The organism is Micromonospora sp. NPDC047465 (assembly GCF_040643125.1).
Lineage (GTDB): Bacteria > Actinomycetota > Actinomycetes > Mycobacteriales > Micromonosporaceae > Micromonospora.
On the sequence record NZ_JBEYTP010000007.1, the window covers coordinates 205,790 to 220,304 of the forward strand.

General features: G+C 73.8%; 12 protein-coding genes. 7 read left to right on the top strand and 5 right to left on the bottom strand.

Going from position 1 to position 14,515, the window contains the following annotated elements:
* Positions 1 to 73 precede the first annotated feature (73 nt).
* Entirely contained in the window at positions 74 to 1,189 is a 1,116-nt protein-coding gene (locus ABZ793_RS10005) for a DUF4185 domain-containing protein (protein WP_357454710.1), read from the bottom strand.
* A gap of 393 nt (positions 1,190 to 1,582) precedes the next feature.
* Here ABZ793_RS10005 and ABZ793_RS10010 point away from each other — a divergent pair, with 393 nt between their 5' ends.
* Complete coding sequence (locus ABZ793_RS10010) at positions 1,583 to 3,067, top strand: peptidoglycan DD-metalloendopeptidase family protein (RefSeq protein WP_357454773.1); 1,485 nt, start codon at positions 1,583 to 1,585, stop codon at positions 3,065 to 3,067.
* A 42-nt stretch (positions 3,068 to 3,109) separates the two neighbouring features.
* Here ABZ793_RS10010 and ABZ793_RS10015 read toward each other — a convergent pair whose 3' ends face one another.
* The 3 genes from ABZ793_RS10015 to ABZ793_RS10025 all read right to left on the bottom strand — a co-directional run bounded on the left by ABZ793_RS10015 (position 3,110) and on the right by ABZ793_RS10025 (position 5,202).
* Complete coding sequence (locus tag ABZ793_RS10015; RefSeq protein ID WP_357454713.1) at positions 3,110 to 3,397, bottom strand: DUF1905 domain-containing protein; 288 nt, start codon at positions 3,395 to 3,397, stop codon at positions 3,110 to 3,112.
* Positions 3,398 to 3,502: 105 nt separating this feature from the next.
* On the bottom strand, positions 3,503 to 4,690 hold the full coding sequence (locus tag ABZ793_RS10020) for a hypothetical protein (RefSeq protein ID WP_357454716.1): 1,188 nt from the start codon (positions 4,688 to 4,690) through the stop codon (positions 3,503 to 3,505).
* Complete coding sequence (locus tag ABZ793_RS10025) at positions 4,687 to 5,202, bottom strand: SigE family RNA polymerase sigma factor (RefSeq protein WP_357454719.1); 516 nt, start codon at positions 5,200 to 5,202, stop codon at positions 4,687 to 4,689. Before ABZ793_RS10025 ends, ABZ793_RS10020 begins: the two co-directional genes overlap by 4 nt.
* Positions 5,203 to 5,392: 190 nt before the next feature.
* Between ABZ793_RS10025 and ABZ793_RS10030 the strand changes: the two genes are divergently transcribed.
* A complete protein-coding gene (locus ABZ793_RS10030; RefSeq protein ID WP_357454722.1) occupies positions 5,393 to 6,337 on the top strand; it encodes an ATP-grasp domain-containing protein in 945 nt (314 codons plus the stop codon).
* Here ABZ793_RS10030 and ABZ793_RS10035 read toward each other — a convergent pair.
* The gene (locus tag ABZ793_RS10035) at positions 6,267 to 8,135 is read right to left on the bottom strand and encodes a transketolase (protein WP_357454775.1); all 1,869 of its coding nucleotides are present in this window, start codon (positions 8,133 to 8,135) and stop codon (positions 6,267 to 6,269) included. The two genes, ABZ793_RS10030 and ABZ793_RS10035, sit on opposite strands and share 71 nt — an antisense overlap.
* Positions 8,136 to 8,382: 247 nt before the next feature.
* Here ABZ793_RS10035 and ABZ793_RS10040 point away from each other — a divergent pair, with 247 nt between their 5' ends.
* The 5 genes from ABZ793_RS10040 (at position 8,383) to ABZ793_RS10060 (ending at position 14,471) form a co-directional block, all read left to right on the top strand.
* Positions 8,383 to 9,249, top strand: a complete 867-nt coding sequence (locus ABZ793_RS10040) for an SPFH domain-containing protein (protein WP_357454725.1) — start codon at positions 8,383 to 8,385, stop codon at positions 9,247 to 9,249.
* A 314-nt stretch (positions 9,250 to 9,563) separates the two neighbouring features.
* Positions 9,564 to 11,186 carry a serine/threonine-protein kinase gene (locus ABZ793_RS10045; RefSeq protein ID WP_357454728.1) on the top strand — a complete coding sequence of 541 codons (1,623 nt, stop codon included), beginning with the start codon at positions 9,564 to 9,566 and terminating at the stop codon, positions 11,184 to 11,186.
* A 44-nt stretch (positions 11,187 to 11,230) separates the two neighbouring features.
* Positions 11,231 to 12,454, top strand: a complete 1,224-nt coding sequence (locus ABZ793_RS10050; protein WP_357454731.1) for a hypothetical protein — start codon at positions 11,231 to 11,233, stop codon at positions 12,452 to 12,454.
* Positions 12,455 to 12,594: 140 nt separating this feature from the next.
* Entirely contained in the window at positions 12,595 to 13,554 is a 960-nt protein-coding gene (locus ABZ793_RS10055; RefSeq protein WP_357454734.1) for a hypothetical protein, read from the top strand.
* Positions 13,555 to 13,754: 200 nt separating this feature from the next.
* Positions 13,755 to 14,471, top strand: a complete 717-nt coding sequence (locus ABZ793_RS10060) for an MFS transporter (protein WP_357454737.1) — start codon at positions 13,755 to 13,757, stop codon at positions 14,469 to 14,471.
* Positions 14,472 to 14,515: the final 44 nt, after the last annotated feature.

Consider the following 14,515-nt stretch of genomic DNA (forward strand, 5'->3'; position numbering starts at 1 on the left):
GGTTTCCCTCCACTGCCGGGGCCGCGTCGACCCGGCGTGACGACTGGTGCGCGCCCGCCTCCGTCCGGCGGGCTCACGCCGACGCGACGAACTGACTGACGTGGTACGCGGTGCTCCGGTTGTCGGGCGTCCTGGTCCACTTCGACACCATCAGGTGCAGGTCGTTGGCCCGGTGGCTGGACCACGGGTGGATGAACCCGCCGTAGAGCCCGGGCTCCTGCCACGGCGTGACCTGGACCTTCTCCGCCGTCCAGACCTGGTCCGGCCCGCCCGCCGTGCGGGTGACGATGCAGCCGGTGGCGCAGTTGAGGTAGGACATCGCCCAGGTGCCGTCGGCGAGCCGCCGCACCGACGGCTCGCCGAACCGGCCGGTGAGGATCGGGGTGCACGGGCGGCCCCAGCCCCAGTTGCTGCCGTTCCAGCCCCAGCCCTCGTAGGACTCGGGGTAGAAGAGCCGGTCCCAACGGACGCGGCGCAGCATCATCGGGCCGTCCTGTCGGCCCGAGCGCACCGAGAAGACGTACACCCAGTCTCCGTCGCGCTGCATCGTCCACATCTGGAAGGGGTCCGTGTTGGCGCCGTCGTTCCACCACTTCAGGGGCGTACGGACGAAGTCGTTGCCGTTGTCGCTGTAGGCCAGCCCCGCGTAGCGCGACTTCCAGTGCGGCCCGGCGGGGCCGGCGGAGTTCCAGTTCTCGATGCTCATGTACGAGATGAGCTGGCGGCCGGTCTCGGGGAAGCTGATGCCGTCGTTGGGGATGACGGTCACCTCCCAGAGGCCGTCGATGCCGACGCCGTTGTGGCCGTTGTGCATCAGCTCGGGAGCCCGCCCGTTGCCGGCGACCCGGGCGGCGCTGTCGAAGACGATCCCACCGCTCGACCCCGGGTGGACGTTGGAGCGCAGCATCACCGGTGAGCGCCAGTCGTTGGGCAGCGGCGGGCCCTCCGGCCACGGAGTGTTGAAGGTGTCGCCGAACAGGTAGCCGATGGAGCCGTTCTCCAGCACGTACGGTATGCCGAGGTCGGTGCCGGCGACCTGCCACCGGTGGTTGGTGTCCAGGTCGGCGCCGGTGAGGCGCTTCTTCCAGTAGGCGGCCTGGGCCGTGCCGGGGGCCAGGGCCGGCGCGACCGCGGCGGCCGCGCCGACCACGGCGACCTTTCCGAGCAGTGAGCGGCGGTTGATCGTCATGACCGTCCTTGTCGCGGGCGTGCGGCGGGCAGGGCGGAGAACTGCGGCGCCGGAACGGACGCCGGTCTTATCAAGCGATTTCCATCGATGTAAGGCTGCAAACTACGGCTGCCGGCCGGCGGAGTCAAGCGCGCTCCATCGCCGAAGGATGTTTGCGGGGCGCTAGTGACACCCTGCCGGAAACTTTCGTCGACCCATTGACAGGCGTCACCGCGTTTCTCCAGACTCGCGGCCATCGGAGCCCCGATCGCCCGCGCTCCGAGCACCGTCCCGACCGACCGGCGGGCCGGGGCGACCGCGGATCGCGCAGCCCGTCCCCGCAGCCGCCACCACCGCAGCGAGGAGCCGTCAGTGCGTACCGTAGGCATCGTCCGCCGACTGGGCGTGACGCTCGTGGCCGCCGTGGTGACGTGGGCGGCGCTGGCCGTGGCGGCCGGCGCACCCGCCGGCGCCGCCGCGCCCACCTTCAAAGCCCCGTTCCCGTGCGGGCAACGGTGGACCTACAGCCACCACAGCAGCGAGGTCCGCCAGGCGCTGGACTTCGTCCGGGCCGACGGCGGGGTCACCGACGGCACCCCCGTGCTCGCCTCGGCAGCCGGCACCGCCTACCGATACTCGCAGCCCAGCGGCGCGGGCAACTACATCGCCATCGAGCACGGCGGCGGATGGAAGACCTACTACTTCCACCTCGCCGCCTACTCGGTGGCCAACGGCGCGACAGTCGCCCAGGGCCAGCAGATCGGGCTGACCGGCAACACCGGCAACTCATCCGGCGCGCACATCCACTACGAGCAGCTGTACAACGGCGTCGGGCAGACCATCGTCATCAACGGCATCTCCCTCGCGCCGTATCCGGGCTCCTACCACCAGCGCTACCTCACCAGCGACAACTGCGGTCGCCCCGCCGAGCCCGTCGCCGGTCAGGCGTTCGTTTCCGGCGACGGGCAGCACGTCGTGGCGGTGGGTGCGGCGGGGTCGTTGGTGAATCTGTCGTGGTCGCCGGGTGCGGGACTGGTGCGGGCGGACTGGGGCGGGGGCCCGCTGACGGGTAAGGCGGTCGGGTATCCGCACGCCGGCCAGCAGCACGTGTTCGCGCGGGGGAGCGACAACACGTTGCGGCACTGGTGGTTCGGGCCGGGCATGGCCTCTCCTGGCATGGACGACTGGAACACGGTCGGGCGGGTGACGTCGAATCCGACCGGCTTCGCGTACGGCAGCCAGCAGCACGTGTTCTACCGCAATCCGGAGGGGAACCTGGAGCACCGCTTCTACGACCTCAACACGGGTCAGATCGCGGGCGGGGTGTGGCCGGGCGGTGGGTTCGTGGGGAATCCGTACGCGTTCGTGCATCGGGACCAGCAGCACGTCTTCGCCCGCACCGCCTCGGGTGGGTTGATCCACTGGTACTGGTGGCCGGGCATCAACCCCGCTACGGACAACTGGGGCGTGACCTCGGGTGTGGCGTCGGATCCGACCGGGTTCTCCTACGGCGGAAACCAGCACCACGTGTTCTTCCGCAACGCCGACGGCAGATTGCAGCATCGGTTCTTCGACGATCCGTCCGGCACGCTCAACGGTGGTGTGTGGCCGGGTGGTGGGTTCGTCGGGAACCCGCACGCGTTCGTGCACCGGGAGCAGCAGCACATCTTCGCCCGGACGGCTTCGGGGGACCTGGTCCACTGGTACTGGTGGCCCGGGATCAGCCCGGGCGTCGACAACTGGGGCGCCCTCGGTGTGGTGACCGACGACCCGGCGGGCCTGTCGACTCCGAACCAGCATCACGTGTTCTACCGGACGACGAACGGCACCCTCGAACACCGCTTCATCGACGACACCACCGGCCGACTCACCACCGACAACTGGGGCGGAGCGCTGTAGGGAACCGACCGGGACGTCTCCGGCCCGACCCGGTCACCCTGCTCAGACGTCGACGACCAGGCGCACCGTGACGGTGTCTCCGACCACGAGCCCTTCGGCCTCGCGCACCCCGGCCTTCACCGGCACGAGGTAACGCCCGTCCTTGGGGAACAGCGACGTCCGCCACCCGGTGCCCCCGATCCGGGCCGTCACCGGGATCATGCCCCAGCCGTAGCTCACGGACGCGCAGGTCGCGTTCAGCTCGCGGGAGTCGTCTTCCGGCACGGTGACGAAGTGCCAGGGCGCGGGGCCCCTCCAGAAGAACATCTCGCCGCTGAACTCCACGTCCATCGGCTCAGCATAGGACCGCGAACTCGTGCGGCGGCGGGCCGAGGCTGCCGGTGACGGTCGTCGCGACGGCAACCCGGCCCGGCCACGCCTACCAGGGCCGGCGTGTCACCGGCAGCGCCACACCACCGGGACAGCCCGGGGACCGCCGACCGACCCGCCACCCGCGACGAGGCGACCTTCCCGGCTGATCGCCACGGCGTAGTTGGACATGTCGGTGTCGTGGTCGTGCAGGTCCGGCAGCGTCACCATGCCCTGGTGGCTGGCGAGCAGTCCCTGCCCCTCCCGGCTGCCGACGAGCCAGCCGTCGGCGCTGACGCCGCGACCGCCCATGCGCATCTCGGGGAAGGTCTGGACCTCGCCGGTGCGCAGGTTCCACCGCGTCGGGACGTCGCCGCGCGGTCCTTTCGCGGTGCCGGCCACCCAGTCCTCGGAGATCGACATCGCGCGCGTGGCGACGGCCCTCTCGCCGTCGACGACCGGTGGCGGCAGTTCCCGCAGCGTGCCGTCGGGCAGCCAGGCGTACGCCTGGAACAGAGTCGTGCGCTGGCGGTTGAGCGTGCCGACGATCGTGCCGTCGGCGGCGATGTCGCTGGCCTCGCCCTCCCAGTCGCCGTCCGGCATCGGCAGCACGGTCGGTTGGTCCGACGGTGTCCGCCAGACGACGGGCCGCCGGGGCCCGTTCGAACCGACCACGACATTGCTCTCGTTGATCGCGTTGGCTCTGGTGGGGCGCTCACCGGGCAGGTGCGTCACGGTGCCGTCGCGGTAGATCCAGGCCCGTTCGCCGACGACGCCGCTGACGCCGACCGCCTCGCCGCGGGAGTTGATGTCGGTGGGCAGTTGCTGGTCGCCCGGCACCGGGATCACCTGAAGGCGGCCGTTGTCCCAGATCAACATGTCGAGACCGGTGCCGCCGCGGCCGGGGTTCGTCCGACCCACGATGTAGCGACCGGTCGGATCCATGCCGATCACCATGTCCATGACGCTGCCCGCCGGCACCGGCAGCCGCTCGACCGGGCAGGCCGTGGGCAGGCCGCGTGGCGGCTCCGACCTGGACGCGGCCGGCGCCGGATGGGTCGGACGTCGTACGGCGTCGGTCACGGCGGGCGCGGCCACCACCGCCAGCGCGGTGACCGCTGCCGCCGCGGACACCCGGATCCGCGTGGTCCGTCGTCGGGCCGCTCGGCGTCCCGCCTGCACGATCTCCTCGGCGGAGAACCGAGGCCCTGGCGCGATCGAGTCGGCCCGCCGCTCGAGTGCGTCGGCGAGTCCCCGGTCCGGTCGGTCGTTCATGGCGTCACCGCCCCCTTCTCCGCATCCTGTTCCTCAAGTTGGCGGCGTAGCGCGGCGAGACCCCGCGACGCGTGGCTCTTCACCGTGCCCCGCGAGATGTCCAGCACCTCGGCGATCTCCGCCTCGGCCATGCCCTCGTAGTAGCGCAGCACCAGCACGGCCCGCTGCTTCGGCGGCAGCGTCAGCAGGCGCTGCCACATCGCGTCGTGCTCCAGTCGCGCGTCCGTCTCGTCCACGCCGCCGCGGTCCGGCACCGTGTCGACCGGTCGCTCCCGGTACGCCCGGCCCCGCCACCACGACGTTGCGGTGGTGACCAGCGCCCGCCGCACGTACCCCTCGACGGCGGCGGGGTCCCGGATGCGCGACCACCTGACGTACGTCTTGACGAGCACCGTCTGCAGCAGGTCCTCGGCCCTGTCGCGGTCGCCGACCAGCAGGTACGCGCTGCGCAGCAACGCCGCCGACCGCGCGGCGACAAACGACCGGAACGCGTCCTCGGCAACCTCGTCCATCGAACCTCCACACCGCCCTATCCGACTGCTCGAACTAAGGACGCAGTCGCATACCGAACGGTTGTCCTCGGGCGCAGCCCGCCGAGCCCGACGACCGTCACTGCCGGTCCGCTGGCGCGAGTCGCCCCGGCCACCACCGCCGGCAGGAACGCGGTCGCGTCGTACCGGCCGATCGGGCAGCATCCACCGGGTGCTGTTGATCGTTCCCGCGGACCCGCTGCGACCGCGTCGGCCGGATGACCACTTCGCGCCGGAGGCACACGCCGCCCAGGACCTCGGCGTCTCGGTCGCCCTCGTCGACCACGACGCGTTGGCCCGTGGCGACGACGTGCCGCAGGTGGTGTCCCAGGCGACGGTGGAGGGCGAGGCCGTCTACCGCGGGTGGATGCTGCGCAGCGAGCGGTACGCCGCCTTCGCCGCGGCGCTGGCCGGCCGTGGCGTCACGCTGCGGACGAACGGCGAGCAGTACCGGCGCGCCCACGAGCTGCCCGGCTGGTATCCCGACCTGGCCGACCTCACGCCGCGTACGACGTGGACGGTCGGGACGCGGCGCGCCGACTTCGACCGGGCGCGGCGCGACCTCGGCGGCGGGCGGGCGGTACTGCGCGACTTCGCCAAGTCCATGAAGCATCACTGGCACGAGGCGGCGCTCATCCCGGACCTCGGGGACGGGGACGCCGCCTGGGCGGTCGCGAGCCGGTTCCTCGACCTGCGCGGGGACGACGTCGTCGGTGGCTTCGTGCTGCGCCGGTTCGAGCGGTTCGCCACCGCCGAGGTCCACACGTGGTGGGTCGATGGCGGCTGCGTCCTGGTCGGCGCGCACCCGGACAGTCCGCACGACACCCCGCCCGGGGACTTCGACCCGCGTCCGCTGGCCGCGTCGATCGCGGCGCTGCGGCTGCCCTTCGTGACCGTCGACCTGGCCCTGCGCGCCGACGGGGTGTGGCGGATCGTCGAACTCGGCGACGGGCAGGTCAGCGACCGGCCGGTCACCATCGCACCGGAAGCACTCGTCGGCGCCCTGTTCACCGACCCGGCTGCGCGGCCACCCGTCGCCCGCCCGCTCAGTTTCCGGACAGCGCGGCGCGCGACGCCGCGACGATCGCCTCCACCCCGATCCCCGCCTGGTCCATGAGCTGGCTCGACGTCCCGGAGGTGGGCAGGCCGCGGACGGCCAGGTGGGTCACCCGCACCGGCTCGGCGAGGTCGGCCAGCGACTCCAGCACGGCCGAGCCGAGGCCACCCTCCGGGTAGTGGTCCTCCACCACCACCAGCCGGCCGCCGGTGACCCGGACCGTGTCCAGCAACCGCTGCCGGTCCAGCGGCTTCACCGAGTACAGGTCGATCACCCGGGCCGCGACGCCCTCGCCCGCCAGCCGGTCCGCGGCGGCGAGGCAGTTGTGCACCGTCACCCCGGCCCCGACCAGCGCGACCCGGTCGTCGTCGCCGCCGCGCAGCAGCTTGCTGCCGCCCACCGGGAAGTCCTCGCCGTTGCCGTACAGGACGGGGTACGCGCCCCGGGTCGTCCGCACGTAGGTGATGCCCCGACAGTCGACCATCTCCCGCACCAGGGCCGCGCAGGACACGGCGTCGCTGGGGTAGAGGACGGTCGACCCGTGGACGGCGCGCATCGCCGCCAGATCCTCCAGCCCCATCTGCGAAGGGCCGTCCGCCCCCACCTCCACCCCCGCGTGCGAACCGACCAGGGCGATGTCGGCCCCGGAGATGCCGGCCATCCGGATGAAGTCGTAGGCGCGGGAGAAGAAGGCCGCGAAGGTCGAGGCGAAGGGCCGGTACCCGCGTACCTGCAACCCGACCGCCGCGGCGACCAACTGCTGTTCGGCGATGAACATCTCGAAGAACCGGTCGGGATACTCCCCGGCGAACCGGTCGGCGCGCGTCGAGTCGCTGACCTCGCCGTCCAGCGCGACCACGTCCGGCCGGGCGCCCAACGCGCGCAGCGCGTCGCCGTAGGCGTTGCGGGTGGCGACCTTCGCCCCCCGGTCGTACCGGGGCAACTCCGGTGGCGCGCCGGCGGGAGCGGCGGGCGGCGGAGCGGCCTCGGGACGTGGGCCGGTGACGCGGATCTGGCGTACGCCGCCGAGCGCGTCGACGGCGCGGTCGGCCAGGTCGGGCTTGAACGGCTTGCCGTGCCAGCCCGGCTTGTTCTCGACCTCGGGCACGCCCTTGCCCTTCACGGTCCGGGCGAGCACCACGGTCGGGCCCGTCGCCTGCCGGGCGCCGCCGAGCGCCTCGTCGACGGCGGCGAGGTCGTGACCGTCGACGACGACCGCCCGGCAGCCGAACGCCTCGACCCGCCGCCGGTAGGTGTCCAGGTCCCATTCCAACTCGGTCGGCCCCCGCTGCCCGAACCGGTTCACGTCCACGATCGCCGTCAGGTTGCCGAGCCCGTAGTGGCTCGCCTTGTCCAGCGCCTCCCAGATGGAGCCCTCGGCCGTCTCGCTGTCCCCGCACAACACCCAGACGTGGTACGGCAGCCGGTCGAGGTACCGGCCGGCCAGCGCGATCCCGACACCGACGGGCAGCCCCTGGCCGAGCGCGCCCGTGGCCACGTCGACCCAGGGCAGCGCCGGCGTCGGGTGCCCCTGCAGGCGTGAGCCGAACTGGCGGTAGGTCTCCACCAGTTCCTCGTCGCTGATCACCCCGACCGCCTTGAAGACCGCGTACAGCAGCGGCGAGGCGTGGCCCTTGGAGAAGATCAGGTGGTCGTTGGCGCGACCGCCCGGATCCGACCAGTCGTAGCGCAGGTGCCGGGTGACCAGCACGGCGAGCAGGTCCGCGGCGGACAGGCTGGAGGTCGGGTGACCGGACCCGGCCCGGGTGCTGCACCGGATCGCGTCCACCCGCAACTGCGCGGCGAGCTCACCCAGCTCGGTGATCTCGTCGGCGCGGAGAGTGCGCTCTGCTTCCATCGTCACCGGCATCGCCTCCAGCGATCGGCCTTCCCCGGCCCGGTGCTGCCGGACCGCCCGGCCCACGGCCGGGCAGCCCCCGCCGGCCTGCTCCCCGTACCGTAGCCAGGAAACCGGTCCGGCGTCCGGCAACCACCGATCTGCCCCGAGGGGCGTCGGCGGCCGACCGGGCGGCCGCCGGGAGGCAGGACTATCCGGCGACACAGCGGGAAAGGGGCCCCGGGGAGCCGAACGGATCGGGGGTGCCGTGGAAGCCGTCGTAATCGGCGCGGTGATCGTGATCGTGGTCATCGCGCTCGTCGGCGCCCTGAGCGTCCGGCTTGTGCAGCAGTACCAGCGCGGCATCGTCTTCCGCTTCGGCCGCGTGCTGCAACCGGTCCGCGAGCCCGGCCTGCGCCTCATCGTCCCGATCGCCGACCGGATGGTCCGCGTCAGCATGCAGACGACCGTGATCGGCGTGCCGCCGCAGGGCGCCATCACCCGGGACAACGTCACCCTCACCGTCGACGCGGTCGTCTACTACCGGGTCGTCGACCCGGTGAAGGCGCTGGTCAACGTCCGCGACTACCCCGCGGCCGTGCTTCAGGTGGCGCAGACCGCGCTGCGGTCGGTGATCGGCAAGGCCGACCTGGACACCCTGCTCGGCGACCGGGAGCGGATCAACACCGAGCTGAAGGCCGTCATCGACGCGCCGACCGAGAAGCCGTGGGGGCTGCTCATCGAGCGCGTCGAGGTCAAGGACGTCGCGCTGCCCGAGGGGATGAAGCGGTCGATGTCCCGCCAGGCCGAGGCGGAACGCGAGCGCCGCGCCCGGGTGATCGCCGCCGACGGCGAGTACCAGGCGTCCCGCCGGCTCGCCGACGCGTCCCGGGCGATGGCGGCCACCCCCGGGGCGTACCAGCTCCGGCTGCTGCAGACCGTCGTGGACGTGGCGGCGGAGAAGAACAGCACCCTGGTGATGCCGTTCCCGGTCGAGCTGCTGCGCTTCTTCGACAAGTTCACCCGCGGCGCCGAACCCACGCGCGACGCCGAGCCGGCGGCGCAGCCCCCCACGGCGGAGCGCGCCGCGCCGGCACCCGTCGCCGCGCCCGGCGACGGCCGACCTCCGGCCTGACCCCTCGTCGGCACGCGTGCCGACCTCGGCGCGCCGCCGCCTCCGTCGCCGGTCCGCCCGGCTGCCCGGGTACGACCACCGCCCGCACGCCGGCCGAGCCGGCGGGTGACGGCCCGTTCGGCGACGACGCTTGCGAGAGGGTACTACGAGTAGCGTGTGTCCGTTACCGACCATGCCGCCACCCCGCCGCGCCGAGCGGGACGTCCGGAGTCCGGAAGCAGCCGTCGCGCCGATGGATCCACCGCCCGGCGCGACCACAATGGCCACCGGGGCAGCCACGGAGGCTGTCCGTTCCGGGGTGGGGAGGTGCGCGCGTGACCGGCTGGCAGGTCTCGGGCTACCACCCGGTCCGGCAGCTCGGCGCCGGCGCGTCCGGCCGGGTGGACCTCGCCGTGCACGACGCGACCGGCACCCCGGTCGCCATCAAGTACCTCACCGGCGGCCTCGGTGACGACCCCTCGTTCCGCGCCGCGTTCCGCGACGAGGCCCGGCTGCTGGCCGAGATCGACGACCCGCACGTCTCCCGGCTCTACGAGTACGTCGAGTCGCCCGCCGGCGCGGCGATCGTCATGGAGCTGGTCGACGGCGTATCGCTGCGGCAGATGCTGCGCGCGCACGGCCCCACCACCCCGGAGTCGGCGCTGTGCGTCCTCAAGGGATCGCTCGCCGGGCTCGGCGCCGCGCACGCCAGGGGCGTGGTGCACCGCGACTACAAGCCGGAGAACGTGCTGGTAACCGCCGGGGGCGCCAGCAAGCTGGCCGACTTCGGCATCGCGATGCCGGTCGGGGAGACCTCCGGGGTCAGCGTCACCGGCACCCCCCGCTACATGGCCCCCGAGCAGTGGACGGGCGCCCCGGCCAGCCCGGCCTGCGACATCTACGCGGCCACCGCCACCTTCTACGAGTGCCTCACCGGTCGGCCGCCCTACGACGGGCGGGACCTGCTCACCCTGCACCAGCAGCACGCCCGGGCGCCGATCCCCACCGACCCGGCTCCCGAGCCGGTGCACGAACTGCTGCGGCACGGCATGGCCAAGCAGCCGGCCGAGCGACCGCAACCCGCGCAGGTCTTCCTCGCCGCACTGGAGCAGGTGGCGGCCGGCGCGTACGGGCCGGAGTGGGAGGAGCGCGGCCTGCGCGAGCTGGCCCGCCGGGCGGTCCTGCTCGCCGCCCTCTTCCCGTTCCCCGACGGCACCGGCGGGGCCACCAGCCTGGCCAGCACCACGCTGGGCGGGGGCACCGGCCGGTGGACCTGGCTGCGGGCGGGCCGGGCCCGCGCGGCGCTGGTCGGCGGCGGGCTGGTCGCCGCGCTGCTGGTCGGCGGGGCCGGGCTGAGCTACGCCAGCCGCGACGAGACCGTGCCGGCGGCGGCCGCCCCGCAGGCGACGGCGGGTCCGACCGGCGAGACGTCCGCCCCGGCCGCCGCGCCGCCCACGCCGACGGCGGCGGCGACGCCCGCCCCGGCGCCCGCCACGCCCACCGCGACGACGGCCGCCCCGGCGTCAACCGGCCCGAGCGCGTCGTCGCCCCCGTCCGCTTCCGCCTCGCCGACCGCGTCGGCCAGCACCAGCCCGCCACCGCCGGCGGAGACCGCGCCCTCCGTCGGGCGGGTCGCGGCAAGCCCGACCGAGCTCGACCCCAAGGGCTGTCCGTACGGGCCCACGTCCAGCACCGTCTCGGCCGTCGTCTCCGACGACCGTACGACGGCCGGGAAACTGCGGGTCAGCTTCCGGTACACCCTGGACGGCCGCACCACGGAGGTGCCCATGACGGCCGACCGTCGTGGACTGTTCCGTGGCGTCCTGCGCGACCTGCCCCGGCCGGGCGACAGCACCCGGATCCCGGTCCGGGTCGTCGCGGTCGACGAGGCCGGCAACGCCTCGCCCGAGAGCTCGCCGGTCCACGTGACGCTCCACCCGTTCTGCACCCCGGGCTGATCGGTGACCCGGATGTCGACCACGATGACGGAGGGCGGGCCGCCGTGACCCAGCCGAACGACCAGACCGAGGCGCTGCGCACCCACCGGCTGCCCGTCGACGCCGCGGCGACCGCCCGCCTCGACGGCCTCCCGCACCCGACCGGGCCCACCGCACACCCCGCCTCCGACGAACCCACCGCGCACGTCGGTGCCGGCGAGCCCACGGCACACCTGGCCTCTGATGAGCCGACGGCCCACCTGGGTTCCGGTGAGCCGACGGCGTACCTGGCCGCTGGCGAGTCGACGGCCTACCTGGGTTCCGGTGAGCCGACGGCGTACCTCGGCTCCGGTGAGCCGACGGCGTACCTCGGCTCCGGCGAGCCGACCGCGCCCATGGCCGGCGGCGCGCCGACGATGCGGCACCCGGCCGCCGGACACGGCACGACGCACCTGGCCCAGGGGGAGGCGACGGCACACCTGAACCTTGGGAACGCCACCGGGCACCTCGGCGGGGCAGAGCCGACGGCGCACCTCGCGCCGGGGTGGCGGGTCGCCCCGCCCGCCGGCCCTGTGCCTGCCCCGCCCGGCGGTCCCGTGCCGTCCCCGCGCGTGGACCCCGGCCGGCTGCCGATGGATCCGGGTGGGCGGTCCGGGCCGTGGACGACGGCGCAGCCGAGCGGGCAGGAGCCGACGGGCCCGGTGACCGCGGTCGGGACGGGGCGTACCACCGGGACCGGGCCGGGGACGGTCATCGGCGGGCGTACGGAAGCGTCGCCCGCACCGGCGGGCGGGGAGGTGCGGTTCGGGCCGGGCGTGCCGGCCGCCCCGCCGGTCGCGCCTGCCTGGCCCGTGCCGACGCCCCCGCGCCGGCGGCGGTCGGCGTGGCGGATCGTCACCTCGGCGCTCTCCACCGTGCTCACCGTCGCGCTGCTCGTCGCCGTCGGCCGCTATCTCTGGCAGCGGATCAGCCCTCTGGAGGTCACCGGGGTCACGGTGGCGGTGCCGCGGCCGGCCGGCGACCGGTGCGACGTCACCGTCGACGTGGTGGCCACCGTGTCGACCAACGGCCGGGCGGGGGAGATCCGCTACCAGTGGCTGCGCAGTGGCAGCACCCCCGGCAGCCTGCTGACCGAGCGGGTCGGCCGCGGCCAACGCACCGTCGAATTGACGCTGCGCTGGGCCTTCAGCGGCGTGGGCGCCACGACCGAGACGGCCACGGTCAACATCACCTCGCCGTCCCCGGTGCAGGCCCAGGCCCCGGTCGCCTACGACTGCCGGCGCCGCTGATCCTCCCGGCCGAGCGGCGCGCGCCGCCCGCCGGCACTGCCACGTCGACGCGCCGCCGCCCGGCGCCGACCGGTGTTTCCCCGGTCGGCGCCGAGGGTAGGTCGGGCGCGACGAGACGGACACCCGTGTGGAGGATTCCCATGAGAGACGACTTCGGCGACGCGGTGGGGGACGCCCTCCGCTCGGTGCTGCTGTTCCTGCCCAAGGCCGTGGCCTTCGTGGCGATCCTGGTGGTCGGCTGGCTGATCGCCAAGGCCGTGCTCAAGATCGTCGACAAGGTGCTGGAGCGGGTGGGCTTCGACCGCGCGGTGGAGCGCGGCGGAATCCGCCGGGCCCTGGCCCGGTCCCGGTACGACGCCAGCGACATCGTCGCCAAGCTCGCCTACTACGGCGTGCTGCTGGTGACCCTCCAGCTCGCGTTCGGCATCTGGGGCCCGAACCCCGTCTCGGACCTGATCGCCGGCGTGATCGCCTGGCTGCCCCGTGCCCTCGTCGCGATCGTCATCGTCGTGGTCGCCGCCGCGATCGCCAACGCCGTCAGGGACATCATCAGCGGCGCCCTGGGCGGGCTGTCGTACGGCAGCATCCTGGCCACCGTCGCCTCGGTGTTCATCCTCGGCCTCGGCGTCATCGCCGCCCTCAACCAGATCGGCGTGGCCACCGCCGTGACCACCCCGGTGCTGGTCGCCGTGCTCGCCACCGTCGGCGGCATCCTCGTCGTCGGGGTCGGCGGCGGTCTGGTCCGTCCGATGCAGAGCCGCTGGGAGTCCTGGCTGACCCGCGCCGAGCAGGAGTCGCACCTGATCGCCACGCACGCCCGCGCCTACCAGGCCGGCCGCCGCGACACCGAGACCCACCTGACCGGCCCGGCCGCCGACGCCACCCAGGTCGTCCGTGCCGGTGAACCCGCCGGCCCGGCCGTGGACGCCGACGCCACCCAGGTCGTGCCGCGCCCCGCCGGCCCGGCCGCGCCCCACGCCGACCCGGACGCCACCCAGGTCACCTCGACCGGCGCCACGGCCCCGGCACAGCCGACCGGCCAGGACGCCGAGGCCACCATGGTCATCCCGCCGATGGGTCAGGAGAAGTTCCGCCGCTGAACGCGCCGCCGCGTTCCGGGGTGGGATCCGCGCGGGTCCCACCCCGACGCGTGTCGCGGTAAGGCATGGCCGTCACGGTCACCGCCGTCTACCATCGCCGGCATGACGTGGCGATGTTGATGCACCGCTGACGGTCGCCCCCGTGGGCCGCCGCGGACGCCGTACGTCCGGTGTCCGCTTCGTCTCCACGGGAAGGCTTCATGACCGTCCACACTGTGCGTGTGCCCGACCCGCGTGTCCGCCGGCTGGCGGCCACCCTCTACGGGTACGCGTTCCTCGGTGAACTCGTTCTGCTCTATCCGCTGTACGCGCTGCTGTTCAGCGACACCGGCCTGTCGGTCTGGCAGATCTCCTCGCTGTTCGTGATCTGGTCGGCCAGCAGCATCCTGCTGGAGGTGCCCTCCGGCGCCTTCGCCGACGCGGTCTCCCGGCGGCTGCTGCTCGCCCTCGCCCCGCTCGTCACCGCCGCCGGCTTCGCGCTCTGGGTGCTCGTCCCCTCGTACCCGGCCTTCGCCGTCGGGTTCGTGCTGTGGGGTGCCGGCGGTGCGCTCGCCTCGGGTGCGCTGGAGGCGCTGGTCTTCAGCGAACTCGACCGGCTCGACGCCGCCGGCCGGTACGCCCGCGTCATCGGCCGGGCCGGGACGGCCGAGACGCTCGGCGTGCTCGCCTCGATCGTCCTGGCCGGCCCGGTGTTCGCCGTCGGCGGCTACCCGGCGGTGGGCCTGGCCAGCGTGCTCGCCTGCCTGCTCGCCGCCGCCGTCGCCACCCGTTTCCCCGAACACCGGCGGCGCGACGCCCCGGTGGCCGCTGCCGCTCCCGCGGCCGGGCCGGCAGCGGCCACCACCCCCGGCCCGGCCGCGACCGCCCTCCAGGAGCGGACCGAGATCGGGAGAGCGGCGGGGAGGGGAACAGTGTGACCCGAGATGTGTAGATCACGGGGGGAGCCGGAACAAAAAAAAAG

Excerpts from the sequence above, each read along its gene's own strand:
- ABZ793_RS10015 (WP_357454713.1), bottom strand. The coding sequence starts at position 3,397 with ATGGACGTGGAGTTCAGCGGCGAGATGTTCTTCTGGAGGGGCCCCGCG.
- ABZ793_RS10035 (WP_357454775.1), bottom strand. The coding sequence starts at position 8,135 with ATGGAAGCAGAGCGCACTCTCCGCGCCGACGAGATCACCGAGCTGGGT.
- ABZ793_RS10060 (WP_357454737.1), top strand. The coding sequence starts at position 13,755 with ATGACCGTCCACACTGTGCGTGTGCCCGACCCGCGTGTCCGCCGGCTG.
- ABZ793_RS10025 (WP_357454719.1), bottom strand. The coding sequence starts at position 5,202 with ATGGACGAGGTTGCCGAGGACGCGTTCCGGTCGTTTGTCGCCGCGCGG.
- ABZ793_RS10055 (WP_357454734.1), top strand. The coding sequence starts at position 12,595 with ATGAGAGACGACTTCGGCGACGCGGTGGGGGACGCCCTCCGCTCGGTG.
- ABZ793_RS10005 (WP_357454710.1), bottom strand. The coding sequence starts at position 1,189 with ATGACGATCAACCGCCGCTCACTGCTCGGAAAGGTCGCCGTGGTCGGC.
- ABZ793_RS10020 (WP_357454716.1), bottom strand. The coding sequence starts at position 4,690 with ATGAACGACCGACCGGACCGGGGACTCGCCGACGCACTCGAGCGGCGG.